This is a genomic window from Roseateles sp. P2_H4, from assembly GCF_056403315.1.
Genome location: NZ_JBFUFR010000011.1, coordinates 34,064 through 59,221, shown reverse-complemented (window position 1 = coordinate 59,221; position 25,158 = coordinate 34,064). Strand labels below are relative to the sequence as shown.

The 25,158-nt window shown below is 69.5% G+C and carries 26 protein-coding genes; 9 read left to right on the top strand and 17 right to left on the bottom strand.

Features of this window, described 5'->3' with window-relative positions:
* Nucleotides 1–21: 21 nt before the first annotated feature.
* Nucleotides 22–882 carry an oxidoreductase gene (locus AC1DW3_RS10530; protein WP_477931171.1) on the bottom strand — a complete coding sequence of 287 codons (861 nt, stop codon included), beginning with the start codon at nucleotides 880–882 and terminating at the stop codon, nucleotides 22–24.
* 105 nt (nucleotides 883–987) lie between these two features.
* Here AC1DW3_RS10530 and AC1DW3_RS10525 point away from each other — a divergent pair, with 105 nt between their 5' ends.
* Nucleotides 988–1,884: a LysR family transcriptional regulator gene (locus AC1DW3_RS10525; RefSeq protein ID WP_477931169.1), complete on the top strand. Its 897-nt coding sequence runs from the start codon at nucleotides 988–990 to the stop codon at nucleotides 1,882–1,884.
* Here the strand turns inward: AC1DW3_RS10525 and AC1DW3_RS10520 are convergent.
* Both AC1DW3_RS10520 and AC1DW3_RS10515 read right to left on the bottom strand, forming a co-directional pair.
* Complete coding sequence (locus AC1DW3_RS10520; RefSeq protein WP_477931167.1) at nucleotides 1,870–2,193, bottom strand: DUF805 domain-containing protein; 324 nt, start codon at nucleotides 2,191–2,193, stop codon at nucleotides 1,870–1,872. The genes AC1DW3_RS10525 and AC1DW3_RS10520 overlap by 15 nt on opposite strands.
* Nucleotides 2,194–2,261: 68 nt before the next feature.
* Nucleotides 2,262–2,840 carry a TMEM165/GDT1 family protein gene (locus AC1DW3_RS10515; RefSeq protein ID WP_477931165.1) on the bottom strand — a complete coding sequence of 193 codons (579 nt, stop codon included), beginning with the start codon at nucleotides 2,838–2,840 and terminating at the stop codon, nucleotides 2,262–2,264.
* An 85-nt stretch (nucleotides 2,841–2,925) separates the two neighbouring features.
* Here AC1DW3_RS10515 and AC1DW3_RS10510 point away from each other — a divergent pair, with 85 nt between their 5' ends.
* Nucleotides 2,926–3,321: a VOC family protein gene (locus AC1DW3_RS10510; protein ID WP_477931163.1), complete on the top strand. Its 396-nt coding sequence runs from the start codon at nucleotides 2,926–2,928 to the stop codon at nucleotides 3,319–3,321.
* Here AC1DW3_RS10510 and AC1DW3_RS10505 read toward each other — a convergent pair.
* Nucleotides 3,267–3,479, bottom strand: a complete 213-nt coding sequence (locus tag AC1DW3_RS10505; RefSeq protein ID WP_477931161.1) for a hypothetical protein — start codon at nucleotides 3,477–3,479, stop codon at nucleotides 3,267–3,269. The two genes, AC1DW3_RS10510 and AC1DW3_RS10505, sit on opposite strands and share 55 nt — an antisense overlap.
* Nucleotides 3,480–3,554: 75 nt before the next feature.
* Here AC1DW3_RS10505 and AC1DW3_RS10500 point away from each other — a divergent pair, with 75 nt between their 5' ends.
* The gene (locus tag AC1DW3_RS10500) at nucleotides 3,555–4,247 is read left to right on the top strand and encodes a helix-turn-helix transcriptional regulator (RefSeq protein WP_477931159.1); all 693 of its coding nucleotides are present in this window, start codon (nucleotides 3,555–3,557) and stop codon (nucleotides 4,245–4,247) included.
* 167 nt (nucleotides 4,248–4,414) lie between these two features.
* On the opposite strand, the gene AC1DW3_RS10495 is transcribed toward AC1DW3_RS10500, so the two are convergent.
* From AC1DW3_RS10495 to AC1DW3_RS10455, 9 genes are all read right to left on the bottom strand, one after another.
* The gene (locus tag AC1DW3_RS10495) at nucleotides 4,415–4,801 is read right to left on the bottom strand and encodes a DUF488 domain-containing protein (RefSeq protein WP_477931158.1); all 387 of its coding nucleotides are present in this window, start codon (nucleotides 4,799–4,801) and stop codon (nucleotides 4,415–4,417) included.
* Nucleotides 4,802–5,028: 227 nt separating this feature from the next.
* On the bottom strand, nucleotides 5,029–7,824 hold the full coding sequence (locus AC1DW3_RS10490; RefSeq protein WP_477931157.1) for a PAS domain S-box protein: 2,796 nt from the start codon (nucleotides 7,822–7,824) through the stop codon (nucleotides 5,029–5,031).
* Nucleotides 7,814–9,793 carry a ferritin-like domain-containing protein gene (locus tag AC1DW3_RS10485; protein WP_477931155.1) on the bottom strand — a complete coding sequence of 660 codons (1,980 nt, stop codon included), beginning with the start codon at nucleotides 9,791–9,793 and terminating at the stop codon, nucleotides 7,814–7,816. Before AC1DW3_RS10485 ends, AC1DW3_RS10490 begins: the two co-directional genes overlap by 11 nt.
* An 80-nt stretch (nucleotides 9,794–9,873) precedes the next feature.
* On the bottom strand, nucleotides 9,874–10,956 hold the full coding sequence (locus AC1DW3_RS10480) for an acyltransferase family protein (protein ID WP_477931153.1): 1,083 nt from the start codon (nucleotides 10,954–10,956) through the stop codon (nucleotides 9,874–9,876).
* A gap of 138 nt (nucleotides 10,957–11,094) precedes the next feature.
* Nucleotides 11,095–11,631 carry a CoxG family protein gene (locus AC1DW3_RS10475; RefSeq protein WP_477931151.1) on the bottom strand — a complete coding sequence of 179 codons (537 nt, stop codon included), beginning with the start codon at nucleotides 11,629–11,631 and terminating at the stop codon, nucleotides 11,095–11,097.
* 88 nt (nucleotides 11,632–11,719) lie between these two features.
* A complete protein-coding gene (locus AC1DW3_RS10470; protein WP_477931149.1) occupies nucleotides 11,720–12,040 on the bottom strand; it encodes a BON domain-containing protein in 321 nt (106 codons plus the stop codon).
* A gap of 119 nt (nucleotides 12,041–12,159) precedes the next feature.
* Nucleotides 12,160–13,320 (bottom strand): vWA domain-containing protein, encoded by a 1,161-nt coding sequence (locus AC1DW3_RS10465; protein WP_477931147.1) that lies wholly within the window; start codon nucleotides 13,318–13,320, stop codon nucleotides 12,160–12,162.
* Nucleotides 13,321–13,323: 3 nt separating this feature from the next.
* Nucleotides 13,324–14,217: an AAA family ATPase gene (locus AC1DW3_RS10460; protein WP_477931145.1), complete on the bottom strand. Its 894-nt coding sequence runs from the start codon at nucleotides 14,215–14,217 to the stop codon at nucleotides 13,324–13,326.
* Between the two features lie 89 nt (nucleotides 14,218–14,306).
* Nucleotides 14,307–15,068: a hypothetical protein gene (locus tag AC1DW3_RS10455; protein WP_477931143.1), complete on the bottom strand. Its 762-nt coding sequence runs from the start codon at nucleotides 15,066–15,068 to the stop codon at nucleotides 14,307–14,309.
* Nucleotides 15,069–15,256: 188 nt separating this feature from the next.
* Between AC1DW3_RS10455 and AC1DW3_RS10450 the strand changes: the two genes are divergently transcribed.
* Genes AC1DW3_RS10450 through AC1DW3_RS10440 form a run of 3 tightly spaced genes read left to right on the top strand, consistent with a single transcriptional unit; the run spans nucleotide 15,257 to nucleotide 16,936 of the window.
* On the top strand, nucleotides 15,257–16,132 hold the full coding sequence (locus tag AC1DW3_RS10450; RefSeq protein ID WP_477931141.1) for a hypothetical protein: 876 nt from the start codon (nucleotides 15,257–15,259) through the stop codon (nucleotides 16,130–16,132).
* A gap of 40 nt (nucleotides 16,133–16,172) precedes the next feature.
* Complete coding sequence (locus tag AC1DW3_RS10445) at nucleotides 16,173–16,394, top strand: hypothetical protein (protein ID WP_477931139.1); 222 nt, start codon at nucleotides 16,173–16,175, stop codon at nucleotides 16,392–16,394.
* Between the two features lie 5 nt (nucleotides 16,395–16,399).
* A complete protein-coding gene (locus AC1DW3_RS10440; RefSeq protein WP_477931138.1) occupies nucleotides 16,400–16,936 on the top strand; it encodes a DUF924 family protein in 537 nt (178 codons plus the stop codon).
* Here AC1DW3_RS10440 and AC1DW3_RS10435 read toward each other — a convergent pair.
* The gene (locus AC1DW3_RS10435; protein ID WP_477931136.1) at nucleotides 16,933–17,223 is read right to left on the bottom strand and encodes a hypothetical protein; all 291 of its coding nucleotides are present in this window, start codon (nucleotides 17,221–17,223) and stop codon (nucleotides 16,933–16,935) included. The genes AC1DW3_RS10440 and AC1DW3_RS10435 overlap by 4 nt on opposite strands.
* A gap of 143 nt (nucleotides 17,224–17,366) precedes the next feature.
* Here AC1DW3_RS10435 and AC1DW3_RS10430 point away from each other — a divergent pair, with 143 nt between their 5' ends.
* Nucleotides 17,367–19,097 (top strand): hypothetical protein, encoded by a 1,731-nt coding sequence (locus AC1DW3_RS10430; RefSeq protein WP_477931134.1) that lies wholly within the window; start codon nucleotides 17,367–17,369, stop codon nucleotides 19,095–19,097.
* Between the two features lie 105 nt (nucleotides 19,098–19,202).
* The gene (locus AC1DW3_RS10425) at nucleotides 19,203–19,421 is read left to right on the top strand and encodes a hypothetical protein (RefSeq protein ID WP_477931132.1); all 219 of its coding nucleotides are present in this window, start codon (nucleotides 19,203–19,205) and stop codon (nucleotides 19,419–19,421) included.
* A gap of 61 nt (nucleotides 19,422–19,482) precedes the next feature.
* On the opposite strand, the gene AC1DW3_RS10420 is transcribed toward AC1DW3_RS10425, so the two are convergent.
* Nucleotides 19,483–21,357 carry a phosphoenolpyruvate carboxykinase (GTP) gene (locus AC1DW3_RS10420; protein WP_477931130.1) on the bottom strand — a complete coding sequence of 625 codons (1,875 nt, stop codon included), beginning with the start codon at nucleotides 21,355–21,357 and terminating at the stop codon, nucleotides 19,483–19,485.
* A 506-nt stretch (nucleotides 21,358–21,863) separates the two neighbouring features.
* Here AC1DW3_RS10420 and AC1DW3_RS10415 point away from each other — a divergent pair.
* Nucleotides 21,864–22,712 (top strand): amidohydrolase family protein, encoded by an 849-nt coding sequence (locus tag AC1DW3_RS10415; RefSeq protein ID WP_477931128.1) that lies wholly within the window; start codon nucleotides 21,864–21,866, stop codon nucleotides 22,710–22,712.
* A gap of 30 nt (nucleotides 22,713–22,742) precedes the next feature.
* On the opposite strand, the gene AC1DW3_RS10410 is transcribed toward AC1DW3_RS10415, so the two are convergent.
* Together AC1DW3_RS10410 and AC1DW3_RS10405 are read right to left on the bottom strand one after the other, a co-directional pair.
* Nucleotides 22,743–23,858: a YbdK family carboxylate-amine ligase gene (locus AC1DW3_RS10410; protein WP_477931126.1), complete on the bottom strand. Its 1,116-nt coding sequence runs from the start codon at nucleotides 23,856–23,858 to the stop codon at nucleotides 22,743–22,745.
* Nucleotides 23,855–25,114 (bottom strand): cation:proton antiporter, encoded by a 1,260-nt coding sequence (locus tag AC1DW3_RS10405; protein ID WP_477931124.1) that lies wholly within the window; start codon nucleotides 25,112–25,114, stop codon nucleotides 23,855–23,857. The genes AC1DW3_RS10410 and AC1DW3_RS10405 overlap by 4 nt, the downstream gene beginning before the upstream one ends.
* Nucleotides 25,115–25,158: the final 44 nt, after the last annotated feature.

Here is a 25,158-nt window from a genome sequence, read left to right as displayed (position 1 = left end):
ACGCCTGCAAATCGTTGACGCTTACTGACCTTCTGCTTCCATCGCTGTTGCACGACCAATCGCTTCCCACGCCGCCAGATCCCGCAACAGCTGCTCGCTGTGCGCCCGCACCGCGTCAATCGCATCCGCACCCAGCTGCAATCGCAGCGGCGTGACCTCGGCCTTCAGCGCCGCATCGATCGCCGCTGCCGCCTTGTCCGGGTCCCCCGCCTGCGTCCCATCCATGCCCTTGGCAAAGCTGCGCGTGCCACCGACGATCTCGTCATAGGCTGCCAGCACCGGCATCTGGCGCAGCACGTCGGCGCCGGCAAAGCCGGTGCGGAAGGCGCCGGGCTCGACGATGAGGACCTTGATGCCGAAGGGCGCGACCTCCTGGGCCAGGGCCTCGGACAGGCCCTCCAGTGCGAACTTGGAGGCCGAGTAGGCGCCAAAGCCGCCGAAGGACATCTGGCCACCCATGCTGGACAGGTTGACGATGGCGCCGCTGCGCTGCTCGCGCATCGCCGGCAGTACGGCGCGGGTCACAGCGACGGCGCCGAAGAAGTTGGTTTCCATCTGCGCGCGCAGCTCGGCGTCGGGCGTCTCCTCGACGGCGCCGACGATGCCGTAGCCGGCGTTGTTGATCAACACGTCGATGCGGCCGAAATGGGCCAGCGCCGCAGCCGTGGCGCGCTCGGCGTCGCCGGCGGCGGTCACGTCCAGCGGCAGCACGAGGACGCGGTCCGGCGCGCTGTCGGCCAGCGCGGCCAGGCGGGCCGGCTGGCGGGCCGTGGCGACGACGTTGTAGCCCTGGGCCAATGCGTATTTGGCGAAGGACAGGCCAAAGCCGGACGAGGCGCCGGTGATGAACCAGGTGGGGCGGGTGTTGGTGGCTGCGGTCATGGTGGGCTCCGTGGGGTGGTGGGTTGCGACGGAGTCCAGTGTCTTGAAACGATGTGATCGGATAAAGACGCTTGAATCGCATGGGTCATGCGATATGGTTCATGAATGAACCGCGAACTGCTGGCCCATCTGCCCATCGTCGTTGCCGTGGCCGAGAAGCGCGGCTTTGCGGCGGCCGCCCAGGCGCTGGGCCTGAGCGCCTCGGCCGTCAGCCACGCGGTGCGGGTGGTGGAGGACAGCCTGGGTGAGCCGCTGTTCGCGCGCACGACGCGCAGCGTCTCTATGACCGAAGCGGGCCAGCGCTTTCTTGCCAGCGTCGGGCCGGCGCTGGAGGACATTGGCGCGGCCGTCGAAGGCCTGAGCGCTGCGCGCGGCGAGATCAGCGGCGTGCTGAAGCTCAATTCCTCGCGCGTGGCCTCGCAGATGGTGCTGCCGGCCCTGCTCGCGAAGCTGGCCGTGGCCCACCCGCGGCTGACCGTGGAAGTGCATGACAACGACGCCCTGGTCGACATCGTCGCCCTGGGCTTTGACGCCGGCATCCGCCTGGGCGAGCAGGTGCAGCAGGACATGGTCAGCGTGCGCCTGACGCCGCCGTTCAAGGCCATCCTCGTGGCCTCGCCGGACTACCTCGCCCGCCGCGGCGCGCCGGCCCGTGTGGCCGAGCTGGCGGCGCACAACTGCATCGGTTTCCGGCTGCTGGCCGCCGGCAGCCTCTACGACTGGGAGCTGCGCGAGGCCGGCGACACGGTGGCCGTGCGCACGACGGGCAGTGCCGTCGTCACCGATGCCAGCTTCGCGCGCGACCTGGCCCTGGCCGGTGTCGGCATCGCCTACATCTTCGAGCCGCTGGTGCGCGAGGAATTGCGCGGCGGCCGGTTGGTGCAGCTGCTGCCCGAGTCGGCCTTCGAGGAGCCCGGCCTCTTCCTCTATTTCCCGCGGCGCGCGGCGCTGGCGCCCAAGCTGCGCGCCTTCATAGCTGCCGCCCGCTCAGGCGGCGGTTGATTCGCTCGCTTCGCCGCTTTCCTGGGCGAGGAAGACGATCAGCACGATCCAGCCGATGAGGGGGATGAGGCCGATCAGCTGCCACCAGCCGCTGCGGCCGGTGTCGTGCAGGCGGCGCGAGGCGGCGGCCAGTTGGGGCAGCAGGGTGCCGAGCACGAAGATGATGGCCAGCCAGTGGCTGACGATGCTCAGCACGACGTTGCCGAGGAAGACGAACAGCACGAACCACCAGTACTCCGAGCGGCTGGCGCGGCCCGAGAAGTCGACGTATTTGTTGAAGCAGACTTTGATCGAATCCTGGAAGGTCATGACGGCCTCTCCCCGAGGTGGTGTTGAGTCGCCGGCATGCTAGGGCACCGGCTGGCCTTCCCCCACCCTCAGAAACCCAGGCTCTCGCCCAGGCCGGCCAGCGTCGCGAGGCCCAGCAGCGCAAAGATGACGGCGGCCACGGTGTGCACCAGCTTGACCGGCAGCTTCTGCGCCAGCTTGCCGCCGACCAGCACGGCCGGCACGTTCGCGACCATCATGCCTGCCGTCGTGCCGGCCACCACGCCGATGAAGTCGGCCGGAAAGCGCGCCGCCAGCGCCACGGTGGCGATCTGCGTCTTGTCGCCCATCTCGGCGAGAAAGAAGGCGATGACGGTCGTCACGAAGACACCGTGGCCAGGCTTGGGGGCGTCGTCTTCGTCGAGCTTGTCGGGGATCAGCATCCAGCCCGCCATGGCGAGGAAGGACAGGCCGAGGATCCAGCGCAATGCCAACGGGCTGATGAGGCCGGTCAGCCAGCTGCCCAGCGCACCGGCGGCGGCGTGGTTGAAGACGGTCGCGACAAAGATGCCCAGCACGATGGGCCACGGCCGGCGGAAGCGCGCCGCGAGCATGAAGGCGAGGAGCTGGGTCTTGTCGCCGATCTCGGCGAGGGCCACCAGGCCGGTGGCGATGAGGAAGGCTTGCATCGGGAGGGATTTTCTCCGGCGCTCCTGACATGCGCTGACAGCCAACCCGGCGCAGCATGCGGGCATTGCACTTCAGGAGACCTTCATGAACTTCGCCTACACCCTCGTCTACGTGCCCGACGTCGCCGCTTCGCTGGCCTTCTTCGACAAGGCCTTCGGTCTGAAAAAGCGCTTTCTGCATGAGAGCGGCGCCTACGGCGAGGTCGAGACCGGCGCGGCCGGCGCCAAGCTGGCCTTTGTCGACCATGCGACCGCCCGCGACAGCGTGCAGCATGACTATGTGGCTGCCGACGCCAGCCCGCAGCCGCTGGGCATGGAGATCGGCTTCACGGTGACCGATGTGCAGGCCGCCTACGACAAGGCGGTGGCTGCCGGCGCGCGCGCCCTGGCCGCGCCTGTCACCAAGCCCTGGGGCCAGACGGTGGCCTATGTGCGCTGCCCGGACGGCACGCTGGTCGAACTCTGCACGGCCATGGGTTGATTCTTCCCCTTGACGGGGCGGCTGCGCCCCGGCGCGGCGCGCGCCGTGAAGAGCTGGTCCTGGGCCAGTGAGGCCAGCGGGGCACTGATGGCGCCCAGCGTGGCCAGTTCGGCTGCGTGGGTGGCACGCGCCTGGAAGGAGGCAATAAAGATGGCCATGATGAGGTTCGACGTCGTTGTCGGTGACACGTGTCTTCTGCAAGGGGCATGCCCGGTCCCGCACAATGACCGGTTATGCGCCGCGCCGACCGCCTTTTCCAGATCGTCCAGCTCATCCGCGGCCGCCGCCTCACGACGGCCGACTACCTCGCGAGTCGCCTCGAGGTGTCGATGCGCACCGTCTACCGCGACATCGCGGCGCTGGGCCAGCAGGGCGTGCCCATCGAGGGCGAAGCCGGTGTCGGCTACCGCATGCGGGCGGGTTTTGACCTGCCGCCGCTGATGTTCAGCAAGCAGGAAGCCCAGGCCCTGGTCGCGACGGTGCGCATGGCCGAGTCACGCCTGGATGCGGCGTTAGCTCGCCAGGCCGAGAACGCGCTCTCCAAGATCCTCGCCGTGCTGCCGCTGGATGCCCGCGCCGCTGCCGAGAGCCTGGCGCTCTATGCGCCACTGCCTGCGCTGGACCCGCAGACCAGCGCCCATCTGACGGCCATGCGCGAGGCCACCGAGTCAAGGCGCAAGCTCAAGGTCGGTTACCTCGACCTGGGTGGCGTCAAAAGCGAGCGCATCGTGCGGCCGCTGGCCTGTTTGTTCTGGGGCCCGGTGTGGACGCTGTCCGCCTGGTGCGAACTGCGCAACGACTTCCGCAGCTTCCGCGTCGACCGTGTCGAGACGCTGGAGGCGCTCGACACCTTCCGCGACGAGCCCGGCAAGACGCTGGCCGACATGAACCGCAAGCGCGAGGCGCAGGAGAGCGGTGGGGCGTGACATGAGGCCCCTCGTCCAGTTGCGCCTGGCTGAACGCCGGCACACCTAGCCGGTCCCCCGAGGGGACGGCGATGCTTGCGGCATTGAGCCGCAAGCACATCGCCCCAGGCGGGCCGGCTAGGGAGCGGCCCGGCGCTCGGCCCGCAATTCGGAACCGGCATTCGCCGTCAGGTCCAGCGGGCCCCTTTCTCGTCCAGCAGCTCGCGGAGCACCGACCGGTGGCATCTCGCTTCGTTTTCGCAATAGCAGCCCACCGAGAAACTCGTCTGCGCCGACAGCGTGGCCAGCAGCGCCAACGCATGCTGGGCCTCGGGCTCGGCCATCTCGGCGCGGTACTTCTTCGTGAAGGCGGTCCAGTCGGCCGCGCTCTCCACGGCCTGGCCCAGTTTCATCGTCTCGACGCTGGGCGCGAGATTGGGAAACCAGACGTCGTAGAAGTCGCGCGAGGCGAACTCGGCCTTGGGCACGCCGCGCGGCGGGCGGCGCACGGTGCCGATGCGCGTACCCTCGCCTTCAGCGCGCGGGCTGCCGAGCCTGACGATGCGGATGGGCATGGCAATCTCCTCAGTCGGGGTTTTGCGGGCCGAGCGCCGGGCCGCTCCCTAGCCGGCCCACCTTGGGCGATGTGCTCGCCGGTCGATCCGGCGAGCATCGCCGTCCCCGCGGGGGCTGAGGCCGGACACGGCAAGTCCTGTGGACTTGCCGTGCCTGCCGAAGAGCAGCCGCTCTGTCGGCTGCGCGGCCTGCAAGGCCGGCCAAGGTACGCCTTGGACGAGGGGCCTCATTTTCTGCCCAGAACGCGGATGACCTCGTCTTCGGCGACCGGCTTGGTGATGAAGCCGTTCATGCCGGCGGCCAGGGCCTTCTCGCGCTCCTGGTCCAGCACGGCGGCCGTGAAGGCGTGGATGGGCAGGTGGGCCGTGGCGGGGTCGGCGCGCAGCAGTTCGGTCGCCTTCAGGCCGTCGACCTTGGGCATGTGCAGGTCCATCAGCACGCCGTCCAGGCGCTCGGCCTGCTCGCGCGCGATGCGCACCGCCTCTTCGCCGTCCTCGGCCTCGACGACCTCGGCACCCAGGCGCTGCAGCAGGGCCGCGATGATGAGGCGGTTGACCGGGTTGTCCTCGGCGACGAGCAGGCGCTGGCCGGCCAGCGGGTAGCGTGGCGGCAGCGGGATGCGCTTGCGGGCCGCCGTGTCGTCGATGGTCAGGGCCGTGGGCAGCGCCAGCTCGGCCCAGAAGTTGGAGCCGGTGGCGCCGTCGCTCTGCACGCCGACGCGGCCTTCCATGCGCGTGGCCAGCTCGCGGCAGATGGACAGGCCCAGGCCGGTGCCGCCAAAGCGCCGCGTCGTCGAATCGTCGGCCTGGGCGAAGGGGCGGAAGAGGCGGCCCTGCAGGTCGGCCGGCACGCCGATGCCGCTGTCCGCGACGACGATGCGCACGCGGTCCTGCCCGGCCGCCGACAGCTTCAGGCGGATGTGGCCGCGCTCGGTGAACTTCAGCGCGTTGACGAGGAAGTTGGCCATGATCTGGCGCACCCGCAGCGGGTCGCCCATGACCAGGCGGGGCAGGCCGGGCGCGAGCTCGATCTGCATGTCCAGGCCGCGCTCCCGGCCCAGGGATGCGCAGCCCTCGAAGCTGGCCTGGGCCAGGGCGTGCAGGTCGAACTCGATCTTCTCCAGCTCGAGATGACCCGCCTCGATCTTGGACAGGTCCAGCACGTTGGAGACGATCTCGTTGAGTGCCTCGGCGGCGCCGACGAGGTGGGCCAGGTATTTGTCGCGGTGGGCGTCGTCGGGCGTGCCCTGCTGCAGCAGGCGCGCCAGGCCCAGCACGCCGTTCAGCGGCGTGCGGATCTCGTGGCTCATCGTCGCGAGGAAGGCGCTCTTGGCATGGCTGGCGGCTTCGGCCTGCTGCTTGGCGGCGCGCAGCTCACCCTCCTGCTGGCGGCGGGTCGTCACGTCCTCGGCCACCCACAGGGTCGCCTGCCCGGCGCGGTTGTCGGCGCGCCCGGCCAGCGTCGCCGGCAGGCCGCGGGCGTTGAACTGCACGGTGATGCGGCGGCCATCGGGGCGCAGGCAGTCGCGCTCGAAGGCCAGCGCCGAGCTGGCGATCTCGTGGGCTGCGGGCAGGCTGGGCGTCCCGGCCGCCAGCTGCGGCTGCGCGCCGCCGAAGATTTCCTGCCAGTGGCGATTGACGCGCGCGAAGCTTTCGCCGCGGGTCAGCGCGATGCCGACGCTGGCATGGTCGAGGATGGCGTCGGCCTCGATGCGGGCGCGCTCGCGCTCGGTGATGTCGCGGGCGATCAGCATGGTCGCCGGCTCGCCCTCCCAGTCCAGCGTCGCGGCCGACACGAGCACGTCGCGCCATTCGCCGTGCACGAGCAGGGCCGAGCGGAAGTCCCGCACCATGCCCGAGGCGGCCAGCTCGGCCGCGAGGCGCTTGGGTTCGCTGCTGTCGGGCCACAGGCCGAGCTCGCGGCCCGAGTGGCCCATCAGCTGGTCGCGGCTGAGGCCCACCAGCGCGCAGAAGCCGGAGTTGGCGAAGCGGATGCGGCCGTCCTCCATATGGGCCACGCAGATGGCGTCGGGGCTGGCGCGCAGCACGCGATCCAGCATATTGGCCGTGCGCTGGTGCTGCTGCAGCGCCAGGCGCTCGCCGGTGATGTTGTGGCTGACGCCGCGCCAGCCGATGTGCTCGCCATCGGCGTCGAAGACCGGCTCGCCCGAGGTCAGCGCCCACAGGATGCGGCCGTCGGGCGTGCGAAAGGCGTTGATGCGGTCGCGGTAGGCGCGCTTGGCGCGAATGTCCTCGAGCAGGCCGGGGTAGTCGGCGTCGCGCACCAGCACGACGCCGCCGGGTTCGCCCATGCGCAGGAAGGCCTCGCGCTGGTGGCCTGACAGCGTTTCGAACTCGTCGGAGAGCATGGTCACGCGGAAATTGGCATCGGCTTCCCAGGCCCAGTTGTGCGCGGCCTGCACGAGGCGGGCCAGGCGGGCCTCCTCGCTGATGGCGCGCGCCAGCGCGGCGCCGAGGATGCGGTTGAGCAGCAGGGCCGAGGCCAGGCCGCTGATGGCAATGAGGAAGTGCGCAACGAGGCGGTCCACCAGCTGCGGCTGCCTGGGTGAGCTCATGCCCATCAGCAGGCCCTGGGCTTCCATCGTGGCGAGCACGCCGATGGCGGCGAGGTAGAGCACGGCCAGCACCGCCGCGGCCGCATTGCCGGCCACGCCACCGCCCAGCGCGATGACGAGGGCGCCGGCGGCCAGGATGACGGTGTGCACGCCCAGGCCGATATGGGCCGCGTGGGCCACCAGCGCGAGCAGCGTGCCGCCGAGGACGATGGTTGTTGCCAGCTTGGCGCGGCCGGCGCGGCACAACAGCCAGCCGATGGCGCTGACGCTCAGCAGGGCGAGACCGACGACGAGGCGCTGGCTGCCCCACAGCGCCCGCAGGCCGAGGGCGGTCTCGCTGATGCCGATCAGCGCAGCCACGCCGCCGACGACGCCGACGATCCAGATCAGCGTGCGCGCCGCCATCTGCTGCAGCGCGGTGCGCGTGTCGTGGGAGTCAGTCGGCACTGAAACCATTGCGTGCGTGCGTGCCGTCGCAGAAAGGCTTGGTCTGGCTGCCGCCGCAGCGGCACAGCCGCGCCTGCGTCACGCGGCAGACCATGCGGCCGGTGCCGGCCAGCACCTCGAGGTTGCCGCGCAGCTGCAGCGGGCCGTTGGGCTCGGGCTCGATGGTGATGGCGCCGTCGCGCACGGCCGGCATGTCGGTGGGCAGGCCCAGCATGCCGGTCTCCGGCTCGCCGGTGGCGGCGAAGTGGATGTCGTGGTGGCTGCCATCGCAGAAGGGCTTGTTCTTGCTCGCGCCGCAGCGGCACAGCGTGGCGCGCGTGCCGATGGACTGGCCGCGCAGCGACAGCGCGCCGCGGATGGCATAGGGCCCGGACTCGCGCACCGACAGCAGGTTGACCGGCGGCGCGGCCTCGTCGCCCTCGCCGTCCTTGCGGCGGTACTGGATGGCGCCCGACGGGCAGGCATGGGCGATGTCGACGAGGCGCTCGACCGGCATCGCGTCGGGGTGCAGCCAGGGCCCCTGCACATTGGCGAGAAAGACCTTGGGCGCGCCGGTCACGCAGAAGCGCGCGTGGATGCAGCGCCCGGCCTCGAAGCGCAGCTCCAGCTTCTCGCCCTGCACGACCTCGATGCCGTCGACGACCTCGGTGGGCGGCGCCGGTGGCGTCGGCGGCGGCGGTGCGGCCACGGCTTGCGCGGTCGGCGCCGGCGCGTTCAAGTCCATGCCGCGCTCGGCGCGCTCGCGCAGGGTTTGCAACTGTCGCGCGGCGCGGCCGGTGCGCTCGGCGCCGAGCTCGGCGTGCAGGGCGGCGCCGGCGTCGGCCAACTGGGCCAGGCGCTCGATGAAGAAACGCCGCGCCGAGGGCCCCGGCGGCAGTGCGGCGGCGTCGCGCAGGGCCGTGAAGCTGGCGCCGGCATGGCAGCCCGGGTTGCTGGGGCCGGCAGGCAGGCGGGCGGCATGCTCGGCCAGCGGCGTGAAGGCACGCATCAGGCCCAGGCCGAGGTCGATGCACAGGCTCTTCTCGGCCGAGGGGCCGGGCAGCAGATAGGCCTGGGCCAGCAGGCGCAGCATCAGGCCGTAGCTGGCGTTGGCGATGTCCACCGTGGTGGCGGCGGCCGGGTTCTCCAGCCACACCCGGCCCTCGGGCCGCGGCGGGCGGCGCAGCACGGGGTTGGTGGCGGCCGGCCAGGCGGGCTCGAAGCCCGGGTTGGCCTTGCGCAGTGCGGCCAACTCCTCGCGGATGGCGGCGAAGCGGTGGTAGTGGGAGGTGTCGCTGTCGCTGGGTGCGCCCTCGCCCTGGCGCACGATGGCGTCAAACGCCGCCAGCGCCGTCTTGCTGCACAGCACATGGCGGGCGCCGCCGAGGTTGAGCTCGTTGGGGCCGAGCTGCAGCCAGCGCTCGCCGCAGAAGGCCTTGCCCTCGCCGTGCAAGGCGACGAAAGCCGCCAGGTCCTGGCTGAGCTGCAGGTAGAAGTGGCCTACGGTCTCGTAGTCGCAGGCCATGGGCGTGACGCGCGGCACCGTCGAGCCGCGGACGAACAGGCGCTCGGCGGCAAAGCCCTCGCCGTCTTCCTCGGTACTGCCCTCGGGGCGCTCCAGAAAGATGAAATGCTGCAACGTCGCGTCGTTGAAGGGCGCCAGCTTGACGACGACGCGGGCCGGCAGGTTGCCCGGATCCAGCGGGAAGTTGCCGCGGCCGATGCGCGGTGCACCGCCCAGGGCCGCCGTGATGTTCCAGACCGCGACGAGATGGCCCATCTCCTCGACGGCGACGGCGGTGATCTCGCGCCGCCAGCGCTCGACCGCCTCGGCTTCGGCGGCGCCCAGCCCCTCGGCCTCGCCCTGCTTGAGGCTGAAGGCCGCATAGAGATAGGTGCACATCAGGTTGTGCTCCAACTCGGCGGCCTCGTAGAGGCAATGCAGCAGTTGCTCGCGACTCGGCGCCGCGGCCTGGGTGGCAGTCGTCATGAAAAGCGCGTCCTAAGGGCTGGCTCGGGCTGGCTGCGCGCGACATTAGCACGCAGTCGCGGCCGCAGCCCCGTGGTTTCTCAGGCTGTGCGCAGACGCGGCAGCCAGGCCAGCGGGTCGAAGCGCGCGGCCGGTGCTTCCACCCAGCGGTGGAAGGGCACGGCCAGGCTGTTGGCCAGCAGCCAGGTGGCCGCCAACAGCAGCAGGCCCATGGCCGGCGTTGCATCGCTGAGATGGGCCATCAGTGCGTTGGTCAGCAGCAGCACCGGGAAGTGCAGCAGGAACAGGGCATAGGACTGTGTCGAGCCGCGCGCCAGCGCGGCGGTGCAGGCGGCGGGCAGCAGTGACCGGCCTGCGGCGTGGCGCGCCTCGGCCCAGGCCAGCCACAGCGCCGTCAGCAGCGCCAGCGCCAGGCGGTCGCGCCAGTCCAGCATCAGCGCGGCGGCCATGGCCACGGCCAGCAGCATCAGGCCGGCGCGGCGGTGGCGCCACAGGCCCAGCCAGTGCACCAGCGCGCCCAGGCCATAGGCCGCGAAGAAATACGGCGCCCAGGCGTCCAGCTCGGGTTGGCGGTTGAAGAAAAAGGCCGAGGCCAGCGCGACACCGGCGACCAGCAGCGGGCCGACGACGAGGCGGCTCGGGTGCCGCCAGCCGCGCCGCGCCAGCCACAGCAGGCCGACGAGCAGCGCGAACAGCTGCAGGTCGATGGCCACATACCAGGCGCCCACCGTCAGGGCCTCGTAGCCGAGCACGTCATGCAGCAGCAGCGCGTGGGCGAAGAGCTGGCCCAGGCTGATGTCGGTCGGCACCAGTTCGGGCCAGGACGAGGCGATCAGGCCGCAGGCGCCCAGCGTCAGCGCCAGCGCCGCGAGAAAGGGCAGCACCAGGCGCAGATAGCGCCGCCACAGCAGTTCGGGCACGGCGGCCTGCAGGGCCTTGCCCTGCGGCGACAGGCCGCGCGCGCTGAGGTAGCCGCCGACGACGAGGAAGATCTGCACCGCCATGCGGCCGTACTGGTGCATGGCGCCGGCCAGCCACGGCAAAGCTTCGTGAGCGGCACGGGCGATGGGACCGTAGCTGACGAGGTGATGCAGCACGATGACCTGAGCGGCGAGGGCCTTCAGGACGTCGATATGCGGCAGGCGGCGGGAAGTCGTGGACATGGAGCGCAAAAAGAACGGGCCTGCGCGGTGGCAGGCCCGTTGTTTCGGACATGTGAAATTGTACCGGGAGCTTCCTGGGGAAATCCCGGTGGCGTTTCAGGTCGTCACGAGTCGGCCCTTGTTATTTGCAACTGCACGTCAGCCGAAGACACGGCGCAGCCAGGCGCGCAGCCGTCGCAGGCGGCCCGATGGCGGGGCGGCGGGTGCCGCTGCGGCCGCGGCGGGCGGGTGCCGCTCGACCAGCGCCGCCTGGAAGCGGGCGAAGAAATCCTCAGCCAGTTTCTGGGACGCGGCGTCGACGAGACGCGAGCCGATCTGGGCGAGCTTGCCGCCCACGCTGGCCGTCACGTCATAGCTCAGCAGCGTCTGCTGCGGCGAAATGGCCTGCAACTGCACGAGAGCCTGCCCCTTGCCGTGGCCGGCCACGCCGCCCGAGCCCTCGAAGCTGAGGCGGTAGCTCTGCGGCGGGGCCAGCTCGGACATCTGCAGCTTGCCCTTGAACTTGGCCTTGAGCGGCCCGACGGACACGGCCACAGCCAAGTCGAAGGCGTTGTCGCCGGTGGGCGTGAGGGCTTCGCAACCGGGCAGGGCCGCCTGCAGCAGGGTGGTGTCGTTCAGCGCGGCCCAGGCCTGGGCCTGGGAGACGGGCAGGTGCTGCTGGCCGGCGAGGTTCATGCGCCGATTCTGGCGCCCGGAGCGCAAAAAGACACGGCCCGCCGAGGGGTGTCGGCGGGCCGTGCGTGGGAGGCCGGGGGGCGGCTGCTTACTTGCCGGTGACGGTCAGCTGGTTGTCAACCGACTTCACGCCGTCCACCGCCTTGGCAATGCTCTCGGCGCGGTCCTTCTCGGCCTGCGTGGAGACCTTGCCGGTCAGTTCGACCCAGCCGTTGGCATCGGTCTCGACGTGCACCTTGGCGAGCGACGAGATCTTGCTGGTGGCGAGCTGGGCCTTGATCTTGGTGGTCACGACCGAGTCCTTGACCCAGGTCTTGGCCGTGCCGGCGGGCTTGTCGTCCGCAAAGCTGGCCAGCGGCACCACGAGGGCGCCAACGACAACGAGGGAAGCGAGTTTGGAAATCTTCATGGCTGGGGTTCCTTTCATCGGAAGCGGCAACACCCGATGCGCACCGCTGAAACCGAAATCTAAGCACCGGGCCGGTCACGGCGGGGCAGACGGCGCGCTGCCTTCCTGTAGGACGGTGGCTAGCGCAGCAAGGCATCCAGCAGCTGGTTGATGCTGTCGAGGTTGTGGATCGGCAGATGCCGGCTGACCTGTGGCAACAGCGCTCGCACGCCGGCCGCACGCGGCTCGAAGCCATCGAAGCGCAGCAGCGGGTTCAGCCAGATCAGCTCACGGCAGCACAGGCGCAGCCGCTCGGCCTCGGTACTCAGCCGGGAGCCGTCCTGCGCGTCGCGCTCCAGCCCGTCCGTGACGAGCAGCACCGTGGCCGCACCACCGGCCAGCACGCGCCGCGCCCAGTCGCGGTTGAAGGCATGCAGGCTCTGGCTGATGTGCGTGCCGCCGGCCCAGTCCGGCACGGCGGCGGACACGGCGGCCAGCGCGGCATCGGGGTCGCGGGCCTGGAGCTGGCGGGTGATGCGCGTCAGCCGGGTGCCGAAGACAAAGGCCTCGACGACGGGGCGCTGATGCAGGCCGGGGCCGGGGTTGAGCAGGCCCTGGGCCAGGTGCAGCAGCACGCGCGAGTAGCGCCCCATCGAGCCCGAGATGTCGGCCAGCAGCACCAGGGGCGTCGAGCGGCGGCGGGCCTGTTCACGCGATGGCAGCGCGATGTCGCGACGCGCTTCGGCACGCAGCGTCACGCGCCAGGCGACGCGGCCCTGTCGCGAGGCGGTGTGGCGCCGCGTCAGCTGCTGCGCGAGGCGCGGCTGCAGCGCGGCGAGGGCCCGGCGCGCGGCGTCCCATTCGGTGGCCGTCATGGTGTCGAAATCGCGCCGCTGCAGCAGCTCGCGGTTGCCGGCGTCCAGGCGCGCCTCGATGTCGACCTGCTCGGTGCGCGGCGCCGTGGTGAGCGGGGCAGGGAACAGCGCGTCGGCCAGGCGCCGGTTCTCCGGCGGCGGTGGCGTGGACATGCGGCCCTCGGCCTGCGGCAGCAGCAGGCTCATGATGCGGCCGAGCAGGTCGGGGTCACGCCAGAAGACATGAAAAGCCTGGTCGAACAGCGGGCGGTGCTCGGGCCGGTCGACGAGACAGGTGGCCAGCGTGGCCTTGAAGTCGGCGCGCGAGGCCAGGCCGCCGGCCTCGAGGGCCTGGGCTGCCAGCAGCAGCCGGTCCGTGCCGACGGGCAGGCCGGCGGTGCGCAGCACACGGCCGAAGTGCAGCAGGTTCTCCGCCAGGTGGTCCACGGCTCAGGCCTGTGCGGTGGCTCGCATTTCCGCCAACAACCGCGCCGCCTCGCTGCCCTGCACGCGGGCGATGTCGTCCTGGTATTTGAGCAGCACGCCCAGCGTCGACTGCACGGTGGCAGGGTCGAGGCTGACGGCATTCAACTCGATGAGGGCGCGCGACCAGTCCAGCGTCTCGGCCAAGCCGGGCAGCTTGTAGAGGTCGAGCTGGCGCAGACCCTGCACGAAGGCGACGACCTGCGCCGCGAGCCGCCGCTCGATCTGCGGCAGGCGCGCGTTGACGATGGCCAGCTCGCGCGCGGCGTCGGGGAAGTCCACCCAGTGGTAGAGGCAGCGGCGCTTGACGGCGTCGTGGATCTCGCGGCTGCGGTTGCTCGTGAGGATGACCAGCGGCGGCGTGGCGGCGCTGATCGTGCCGAGCTCGGGGATGGTGATCTGGAAGTCGGCCAGGAACTCCAGCAGGAAGGCCTCGAAGGGCGCGTCGGCGCGGTCCAGCTCGTCGATGAGGAGGACCGGGGCGGGCTGGGTCGTCAAGGCCTGCAGCAACGGGCGTTCGATGAGAAAGCGCCGGGAGAACAGTTCGTCGGCCGTGCGCTCGCGCTCGTGCGCCTGCGCGAGGCGGATCTCCAGCATCTGCCGCGCATAGTTCCATTCGTAGGCCGCGGCGGCCAGGTCCAGACCCTCGTAGCACTGCAGGCGGATCAGCGGCCGCTTCAGGGCCGCCGCCAGCGCGGCCGCGATGGCCGTCTTGCCGGTGCCTGGGGCGCCTTCCAGCAGCAGGGGGCGCGACAGTCGCAGCGCCAGGAAGGCGGCCGTGGCCAATTCGCGCGAGGGCAGATAGGCCTGGGCTTGCAGGGCCTCGGCGATGGCATCGATGCTGGCCGTTGGCTGATTCATGTCGGCAGCGCCCTGGTGAATCGCGGTGCCGGGAGTATCGGCGTGTCCCGCCCCAAGTGCAGGATCTCGGGGCCCGCGCGCCCCGGCGGCTATTTGGGCTTCAGCATGCTGTCGGTCCACTCGCGGGACATCTGCGTGAAGGATTCTTCGGTCGTCAGCTCTCGGCCACAGGCATTGACGCGCCAGGTCAGCTTGACCTCCTTGTCAGCGCCCAGGGACTTGTCGGGCACGTCCTCTTCGACCCGGCTCAGGTCCAGCACGCGGATGCGCCCGCATGGCTGACCGGTCTGGCGCAGCACATCAGCGCTGACCGTGCGCATCGATCCGGCGAGCGAGGCCGGCGTTGAGCTGCCGTTCCTGGCCATCAGCGCCTTGAACGCCGACTCATCCACGTTCTCGAACTGAGGCTGGCTGCTTGCTTCGATGAGCTGGACGCGCGGTACGTATTCGTCATCGATTCGCATGGCCGCCAGCGACTTGTCCACATCTGTCGACAGGCAGGCCAGGATGGAGGTGATGCCGCGAAGGGTGGCGTAGGCCTTCAGGCCACCCGCGTTCAGCCGCTGGGCGAGAACCGCATTCTCGACCCTGAATTCGGCAACGAGTCGCGAGTCGCCGACGATCCTGTCAAAGGCACAGCTGCATACCGATTGGCTGTCGACTGCGCGTCCCGCGAATGCTGCCTGGATATCGCGGTTCCCCGTCAAGTCCTTGATAAGGACGGGGCATGCCTGCGCTATCACACCCGCCCACTGACCGAGCATGGGAGGGAGGTCCGGCGCGGCACAGATCGGAATGGGCAGCAGCAGGCTCGCCGCCAGGATGATCGATTTCGACATCATGAACTTCACGCTCCCTGCGGCTTCTTATGGTCGGGCGGCAGTGTGGTCGACCCGTCGGAATCACGCATCCCCGCGAACCCTGAAGCGCGCCGGCGCGCCTAGGCTGCGACTGGTTACATCGGCACTGGAAGGATGGCGGGGCGGGCGGCGTTGTCGGGTTGAAAGGGTCACTGTGACCCACAGAACCTGGAGCCCTGATGAACAACCTCAAGCCCATCCTCGTCGCCACCGCCCTGCTGCTGGCCGGCACTGCCAAGGCTGACGAGCCGGCGCCCAACGCCGACAGGCGCGCGTTGAACCTCGCCGTGCAACGCGACGGCCAGCGCAACCAGAGCGCGGCGGCGGCCATCAGCCTGCCGGTGGGCGACAGCGCCTGGGTGCAGGCCGGCGTCGACCAGTCGCGCAGCCGCGATGCGGCCAGCGGCCTCACCTACCGCCCCAGGCAGGCGGCCGTCGGCGGCGGCGTGGCGGGCAAGGCCTGGCAGGCCAGCGTCAATGCCAGCCAGCGACGCGACGGCGCGGCCCTGCGCCAGACCGACGTGGCGGCGGCGCTGGACTGGAAGCCGACGGCAGACGCCAATATCGGCGTTGACGCTACCCGGCGCACCGCACGCGCCCACGCCACCGTCGCCGGCGCGCCGGTCGAGCAGCGCGTCAAGGGCCACGGCCTGGGCCTGCACGGCGCCGTCGCGGTGACGCCGCGCCTGACGGTCTATGGCGCCAGCCTGCGCAACCGCTACGCGACCCGCACGACGCAGGCGACGAACAGCGCCGGCCTGCTGGACGGCGTGCCGCTGATCGGCAATCGCGTCTCGGCCGTCAACCGCGACGAGGCGGCCCTGGACCGCAGCCATCAGCTCGGCGCGACCTGGCGCGTCAACGAGCGCGTGGCGCTGAACGGCGAGGTGCAGCAGGACCGCGTGCATGACGGCGGCAGCCTGCGCAGCGTGCAGATGAAGGCCGCCATCGCCGCGGGTGCCGGCTGGACCCTCACGCCCGGCATCGGCCGCAGCCGCGGGCCGCAGGGCGGAGGCGTGAATTACGGGTTGCTGGGGGCCAGCTACGCCTGGTGAAGCACTTAAGCTGACGGCTCTGCCACTTCAACCGCCCGCCATGAACGTCGCCAAGATCATCGGCATCCTTCTCATCATCGCCGGCACTGCCAGCCTGGTCACCGGTGGCTTCAGCTACACCAAGGACAAGACCGTCGTGAAGCTCGGGCCGTTGGAGCTGTCGGCCAAGCAGAAGGAGGACGTGAACCTGCCGGTGTGGCTTGGCGTGGGGGCGATTGCGGTGGGTGGGCTGTTGCTGCTGTTGGGCGGCCGCAAGGGGTGAACGGCATGCACGACACCGTCCTGCGCTTCTGGTTCGAGGAGATCACGCCGGCCCAATGGTGGAAGGTCGACACGGCCTTCGATGAACTCGTCCGCGCCCGCTTTGGCGCCCTGCATGAACAGGCCAGGCGCTGCGAGCTCTTTGCCTGGCGCGCCACGCCCGAGGGGCGCCTCGCCGAGGTCATCGCGCTGGATCAGTTCGCGCGCAATATCCACCGCGGCACGGCCGATGCCTTTGCGGCCGACCCGCTGGCGCTGGCGCTCGCTCAGGAGGCCGTGGCCGCCGGTGCCGACCTGGCCCTGCCCGTCGAGCAGCGGGCCTTCCTCTACATGCCCTATATGCACAGCGAATCCGTCGCCATCCATGCGGCGGGCGAGCCGCTGATGCGTGAGCGCGCGCCGCAGCACACGCATGAGTTCGAGCTCAAGCACAAGGCCATCGTCGACCGCTTCGGGCACTACCCACACCGCAACGCCATCCTCGGCCGCGCGTCGACGCCGGAGGAAGAGGTCTTCCTCACGCAGCCCGGTTCGAGCTTCTAGACGTCCAGCAGATAGACGGTTGCCGCCGCGCGCTCCTCGGCGCTGTGGCCAGCGAGGGCCTTGTTCCACTCCGCACCGCCGGCGCCCGTCGACGACGTGGCGCTGCGCGTCATGACGGCAACCTCCTCGGTGCCCACGTCGAACTCACCCGCCGGCTCGCGGCTGTCGAGAAAGAGCTTGGCGACCGGGCCGGCGCCCGACTCGATGACGATCAGGTACCGGGAGACCTTGCGGTGCTCCTGCTGGGCGTGCCGTCCTGGCACCTCGTGACCAAAGCCTTGGCTCATCGGGTCTCCTTGCGCAAGTCGAGCCATTGTGCGCTGCCCTGCGCAGGAGTAACCCTGAAGGCCGTGCCTAGTGGTGCGTGATCCAATCAGGAAAGTGGAACCGATTCCAACAACGACAGCCAAAGACCTGGCGAGGAAGAGACATGCAGTGCAAGCAAGCGATGGCGGCCGTGTTGGCCGTGGGCCTGGCGGCTGCCGCCGTGGCGGCTGACAAGCCGGACTTCGGCCCCAACGTCCACATCTTCGACCCCGCGACGCCGGGCCTGCAGCAGCGCATCGACGAGGTCTATGCGGCCCAGCAGCCCAACCATTTCGGCCCGCGCCGCGACGCCATCCTGCTCAAGCCCGGCATCTACGACGGCCTGCGCATCCCGGTGGGCTTCTACACGCAGGTGCTGGGCCTCGGCGCGCATCCGGACGATGTCCACGTCATCGGCGACCTGCGCTCCACGGCCTTCCTCGACGGTGACAACGCCACGCAGAACTTCTGGCGCGGCGCCGAGAACTTCTCGGTGACGCCGACGCTGGGCATCGGCGACAACACCCTGCAGTGGGCGGTGTCCCAGGCCATCCCGTTCCGGCGCATGCATGTGCGCGGCAATATGCGGCTGAACCAGAACAAGGGCTGGGCCAGTGGCGGCTGGTTCTCGGACGTGCTGGTGGACGGCCAGGTGAACTCGGCGACCCAGCAGCAATGGCTGTCGCGCAACAGCCGGTGGGGCAGCTGGACGGGCTCGAACTGGAACATGGTCTTCGTCGGCGTGCAGGGGGCGCCGGCGGGCGAGTTCCCGACACCGGGCCAGCGCTTCACCAAGGTCGACAAGACGCCGCTGGTGCGCGAGAAGCCCTATCTCTTCATCGACGCCCAGGGTGGCTACGCCGTGCGCGTGCCGGCGCTGCGGCGCGACAGCGTCGGCATCTCCTGGGCCGACGGCAGGCAGGCGCCGGGCAGGACGCTGCCGATTGCCCAGTTCTTCATCGCCAGGCCGGGCGACACGGCGGCGGCGATGAACGCGCAGCTGGCGGCGGGCAAGCATCTGCTGTTCACGCCGGGCGAGTACCTGCTGACCGAGACGCTGCAGGTCAGGCGCCCCGGTACCGTCGTGCTGGGCATCGGCTTCCCGACGCTGCGCTCGGATGTCGGCCAGCCGCTGTTGAAGACGGCGGACGTCGACGGGTTGACGATCGCCGGCCTCTTCCTGGACGCGGGCGAGAAGGACTCGGGCGTGCTGATGGAGGTGGCGCCCGTGGGTACCCGCAAGCGCCACAGGGCCGACCCCATCGTGCTGCATGACCTGTTCTTCCGCATCGGCGGCGCGGCGGCCGGCCAGGTCGACACGGCCTTGCGCATCAATGCCCACGACACCATCGTCGACCACACCTGGCTGTGGCGCGCCGACCATGGCGCCGGCGTCAGCTGGACGAGCAATCCTTCGGCGCATGGCCTGTGGGTCAATGGCGAGGATGTGACCATCTACGGCCTGTTCGCCGAGCATTTCCAGAAGGAGCAGGTCGTCTGGCAGGGCAATGGTGGCCGCGTTTATTTCTACCAGTCCGAGATCCCCTACGACCCGCCGACTCAAGCCCAGTGGACGAATGCAGCCGGTGGCCGGGGCTATGCGGCCTACAAGGTGGCCGACACGGTGACGCGCCACGAGGCCTGGGGCTTGGGGCTGTACAGCGTCTTCCTGAAACCCGACGTCGCGCTGGACCGCGCCATCGAGGCTCCCCAGCTGCCCGGTGTGCGCTTCCACCACATGATCACGGTCTGCCTGGTGGACAAGGGCAGCATCGAGCACGTCATCAACGACGCCGGCGATGCGGCACGCTGCAAGGGCGGCAGCAACACGGCGACGCTGAAGGACTACCCGTGAGACGACCCGCTGTCGGCTTTGTCTGACAGCGGGTCGCGTCGTTCGACACCGTTTGTCACAGGCGGTCGACCTGAGACTGAGCGCACCTCAAAACAGGAGAGCGCCATGGGTGCCACCAAGATCATCGCCATCCTGCTGCTCGTCATCGGCGCGGCCAGCCTCGCCATGGGCGGCTTCAGCTATACCAAGGACAAGACCGTCGTGAAGCTGGGCTCGCTCGAGGTCTCGGCCAAGGAGACGGAGCAGGTCAATATCCCGATGTGGCTGGGCGTCGGCGCCATCGCCGTCGGCGGGCTGCTGCTGGTGTTCGGCAGCAAGCGCTGAAAAAACGGGCGCCCGAAGGCGCCCGTACAAAGTTTGTCACCGGAAGGGTCAACAAAAACGGTCAGCCCGCCTCTTTCGCGAGGCGCTCTTCGATGCGCGCCTTGACGGCAGGCAGCTCGGCGGGCAGATGGAAGGCGAGCTGGGCGAACAGCTCGTCGTGCAGCTTCATCTCGGCCTGCCATTCGGCGGCGTCGATGCGGGTGACGGTGTCGAACTTCTCCTGCGAGAAGTCCAGGCCTTCCCAGTTCAGGTCGGCATAGCCGGGCGTCACGCCGAAGACGTGTTCGCTGCCACCGCCGTTGCCTTCCAGGCGGTCCAGCATCCACTTCAGCACGCGCATGTTCTCGCCATAGCCGGGCCAGACGAACTTGCCGTCGGCGCCCTTGCGGAACCAGTTGACGCAGTAGATGGCGGGCAGCTTGGCTCCCGAGGCTTCGAGCTTGGCGCCCAGGTCCAGCCAGTGCTGGAAGTAGTCGGCCATGTTGTAGCCCATGAAGGGCAGCATCGCGAACGGGTCGCGGCGCACGATGCCCTGCTGGCCAGCGGCGGCGGCGGTCGTCTCGCTGCCCATGGTGGCGGCCATGTAGACGCCCTCGGTCCAGTTGCGGGCTTCGGTCACCAGCGGCACGGTGGTGGAGCGGCGGCCGCCGAAGATGAAGGCGTCGATGGCCACGCCGGCGGGGTTGTCCCAGTTGGCATCCAGCGCCGGGTTGTTGGTCGCGGCGACCGTGAAGCGGGCGTTGGGGTGGGCGGCCTTGGCGCCGGTTTCCTTGGCAATCGCGGGCGTCCAGTCCTTGCCCTGCCAGTCGATGGCGTGGGCCGGCGGCGTGTCGCTCATGCCTTCCCACCAGACGTCGCCGTCATCGGTCAGCGCCACGTTCGTGAAGATCACGTCGCGTTGCAGGCTGTCCATGCAGTTGGGGTTGGTGTGCGAATTGGTGCCCGGCGCGACGCCGAAATAGCCGGCCTCGGGGTTGATGGCGTAGAGCTTGCCGTCGGTGCCCGGCTTGATCCAGGCGATGTCGTCGCCGATGGTCGTGATCTTCCAGCCGTTGAAGGCCTTGGGCGGGATCAGCATCGCGAAGTTGGTCTTGCCGCAGGCGCTGGGGAAGGCGGCGGCGATGTGAGACTTCTTGCCTGACGGGCTCTCGACGCCCAGCACCAGCATGTGCTCGGCCAGCCAGCCCTGGTCGCGGCCCATCGTGGACGCGATGCGCAGCGCGAAGCACTTCTTGCCCAGCAGCGCATTGCCGCCGTAACCCGAGCCATAGCTCCAGATCTCGCGCGTCTCGGGGAAATGGACGATGTACTTGGTCTTGTTGCAGGGCCAGCTCACGTCGGCCTGGCCTTCTGCCAGCGGCGCGCCGACCGTGTGCACGCAGGGCACGAAGTCGCCGTCGGTGCCCAGCAACTCGATGACGGCGCGGCCCATGCGCGTCATCGTGCGCATGTTGACGGCGACATAGGGGCTGTCGCTCAGCTCCACGCCGATGTGGGCTATTGGGCTGCCCAGCGGGCCCATGCTGAAGGGCACGACGTAGAGGGTGCGGCCGCGCATGCAGCCCTTGAACAGCGCCTTGTCGCCGGTCTGCAGCAGCTCGCGCATCTCGGCCGGGGCCATCCAGTTGTTGGTCGGGCCGGCGTCTTCCTTGGCTGCGGAGCAGATGAAGGTGCGGTCCTCGACGCGGGCGACGTCGCTGGGGTCGGAGTTGGCGAGGTAGCTGCCGGGGCGCAGCGCGGGATTGAGTTTCTTGAAGGTACCGGCGGCGACGAGCTGGTCGCACAGGCGCTGGTATTCGTCGGCGCTGCCGTCGCACCAGTAGACGTCGGCGGCCTCGGTCAAGGCCGCGATCTCGGCCACCCAGGCGATCAGCCGGGCGTTCTTGACATAGGCGGGCAGGTTCAGCCGCAGCCCCTGCATGGCGGGTTGGTTCATGGCGAAAGCTCCAATCATGGGAATGTGTTTGGGGCAGCCAGCGAGCTGGCCCAAGCACACCGAACCTGAGGAGGTGGATTGTCGAATCCAATGTAATCACGCCGTAACCACCGGGATCGGTGGGGTCATGCAAAACAGGAATAACGCCATGCTGGCGCGGTCGAGAGGCTCACGGCGCTCGTGAAGTGGGCCTAGGGTTTGCGCGAAGGCAGCGTGAAACTTCGTGCAACTTTGGCGTGGTCAGCGCTGTCATGCCGAGGTGCCGGCAACTACTCCGTGGTTGGGCGCGGCCGCCATCCTTGCCCATCACGACGCCACCCGCGTTGTCTTCTATCGGGCCTACCGCCCGTCCATCGGTCGCCATGCCATTACGCGCAGCAGCAGCACGGCCCATTGGATGCTGGGGCGGGGACCTCGGTCATGAGGGGAGGCAGCGGAGCGTGGCTGCGTCCTGGGGAATACTTTGGGCTGACGCGCTGATTCAACGGTGCCGCCTTGGAGAAACGATGAAGCCTGCTGTGTTTGCACTCGCGCTGCTGCTGCTGTCGCAGGGCGCTGCCTTCGGCCAGGAGAAGACTTTCGATTCGCATGTCCACCTGTGGAATGGCGAAGCTTCGATCCGCGACTACGAGGCCCAGCTCAAGGCTGGCGGGCAATCGGTGGCCGGCTTCGGGGCCATGTGGTTCGGTGGCCCGAACCAGGCACCGGCGGGCGAGGTCGAGAAGACACGGGCCAGCAACGACGGCCTGATCGCGCTAGCCGCCAAGCACCCCGGCATGCTGCCGATCGCGACGGTCCATCCCTATGACGGCCAGGCGGCCGTGGTGGAGCTGGAGCGGGTCGCGGCGCGTGGCATCAAGGTACTGAAGCTGCATGCGCACACGCAGAAGTTCGACGTCACGGATCCGCGGGTGTCGACCCTCGTCAAGCGGGCCGGCGAACTGGGCGTCGTCGTGTTGATGGACAACGCCAGCATCATCCCCGGCGACACCGAGAACCTGTTCAATCTTGCGTTGAAGACGCCGAAGACCAAGTTCATCTTCGCCCACATGGGCGGGCTCAACTTCCGCTTCTGGAACATCCTGGCCCTGGCGCGAACGGCCGAGGGCCTGTTCGCGGACAACATCTATTTCGACATCTCCGCCAGCGTGATCATCGCGGCCGGATCGCCCATCCAGGACGAATTCGTCTGGACCGTCCGCAACGTCGGCGTCGACCATGTGCTGCTCGGGTCGGATTTTCCGCAACTGTCCCTGCCGCGCACGCTGGCGGCTTTCGAGCGCCTGGGCCTGACCGAGCAGGAAAGGGCGCAGATCCGCTACGGCACCGCGCGCCAGCTGTTCGGGCTGAAGTAGCACACCGCCGCTGGATGCGGGCGCCAGCACTCAACCGTGCCAGCGTTTGGCCGCCCGTCGGATCACCTCGGGCAGCAGGTGGTTCTCGGCCTCGATGCGCCGCAGCCAGGTTGCGTCGTTGCCCACGCCGTTGATTTCGCGGCGCACATATTGCAGCGCGGCCTCGGCGCGCAGGTCGCCGGCGTGGGTGTCCAGCCGGGTCAGCACGGCGATGAGGTCGTCGCGCAGCACGCGGTGCTCGCCGCTCTCGGGGTCGACGAAGGTGCCGTCCAGGCCGAAGCGGCAGGCCTGGAAGCGGTTGAAGGTGTAGGGCAGATAGTCGTCCTCGCTGAGCTTGAACGGCTTCTCCACCGTGATCCAGCGCGCCAGGCACTGGATGAAGCCAGCCAGGGCCGCGGCCTTCTCGATGGTCAGCGGCGTGTCCAGTACGCGGACCTCGATGGTGCCGAACTCGGGCTTGGGGCGGATGTCCCAGTAGAAATCCTTCATGCCCGAGACGACGCCGGTGCGGGTCATCTTGGTGAAGTAGGTCTCGAAGTCGTCCCAGGTCTGCACGAAGGGGGCGCGGCCGCTCAGCGGGAAGGCGAACACCGAGTTCAGCCGCGCGGAGTCGAAGCCGGTGTCTTCGCCCTGCACAAAAGGCGACGACGCCGCGAGCGCAATCAGGTGCGGGATGAAGCGGCTCATGCCATGCAGCAGCACCAGGGCCTCGTCGGCGCTCGGGCAGCCGATGTGCACATGCTGACCGAAGATGGTGAACTGCTTGGACAGATAGCCGTACAGCGACGACAGCTCGTGAAAGCGCGGCGTCTCGAAGATGCGCTGGCGCTTCCAGTGCTGGAAGGGGTGGGTGCCGCCACCGCACAGGCTGACGTCGAGCTGCTCGGCGCAGCCCACCAGCGCGTCCCGTATCTGGCCGAGCTCCGACAACACCTGGCCGAAGCCCGTGCACACGCCGGTGGCCAGCTCGATCATGCTGCTGGTGATCTCGGGTTTCACGTCGCCGGGAATGCTGCGCTTTTCCATCAGCCGCAGCAGGTCGGCGGAGACGGGCGCGAGGTCGTAGTCGGCGCTGTTGACGATCTGCAGTTCCAGCTCGACGCCCAGCGTCAGTGGCTGCGATTTGGAGAAGACCCCCAGGCTCATTGCTTGCCTTCCTTGCCGTTCTCTTGGCGATTGCGGCGCTTGGGCGCCGGTGGCAGCTCGCCGGCCAGGCGCAGCGCGAACTGCACGGCAATCGGGCCGATCAGCTCCAGCACGGCAATGCTGGCCAGGATGATGGGCACGGCGCCGGCGGCCAGCCCGGGCTCGGCGCGCATCAGCTCGCTGAGCATGACCAGGGCCGTGGCCGACAGCGGCGTCATCGTGATGGACAGGGCCAGGCCCTGGCGCCAGCTGGACTTGGCCAGGGGCGCCAGCGCCACGATGGCGATGGTCTTGGCGACGAAGCGGGTCGCCAGCAGCGCCAGCGCCGCGAAACCGCCGGCGACGAGGATCTTGGGTGACCAGGCCGAGCCGACGATGACGAACAGCATCAGCACCAGGGCGCCGCCCGAGGTGCCGAAGTGGCGCGGCCAGACCCAGGGGCGTTCGCTGGTGTTGCGCAGCAGCAGGCCGGCCAGCAGCGGCATCAGCAGCGTCGACACGCCGATGGCGCGCGCCGCGACGATGGCGAAGGCAACCAGGCCGAACAGCAGCAGCACGGCGCTCTCGTTGCGCAGGTCGAGCCGCCGCGCGACGAGATAGACGGCACCGGCCAGCAGCGCCGCCAGGCCCAGCGTGGTCAGCAGCGAGATTGCCAGGCCGGCCAGCGCCTGGGGCAGGCTGCCACCATCGTCCGCCGCCCACCAGGTGCGCATCAGGATCAGCGCGACCACGGCGTACAGCGTGTTCAACGCCGTCAGCAGCGAAGCCCGCTGAGTGACTTGACCCTCGGCGCCCAACTCCATCGCGACGCGGCCCGACACGGCGGCCGGTGCTGGCATGGCCAGGATGGCGCAGGCGATGGTCGTCTGCCAGCCGAGGTCGAAGAAGCGCAGCACCACGGCCACCGCCACGGCGCTGAGCAGGGACTCGGCCAGGCTGGTCAAGGCCAGGCCGGGGTTGCGGACCAGCCAGCGCAGGTGCACGCGGCTGCCGATCTCGAACAGCAGCAGGCCCAGGGCCAGGTCGGTGACGGTCTGGGCCGCGCCGGCCAGCGGCATGGCCACGCCWTGGCCAAAGGCGGCCGCCACGCAGCCCGCCAGCGTGTAGCCGACGACGCGCGGCAGCCGCGTCGTCGCGGCGATGAATTCGCCGGCCAGGGCGCCGGCCAGCAATACGCCGACGACGAACATCAGCGCGCTGGAAGGCGGCACGGCCAGCCCGGCCCAAACCCTGGCGCCGGTGTCGAGTGCGTTCATGGCTCTCCCTTGGGATTTTTGCAGAAGCCTAGATGGCCAGCCAG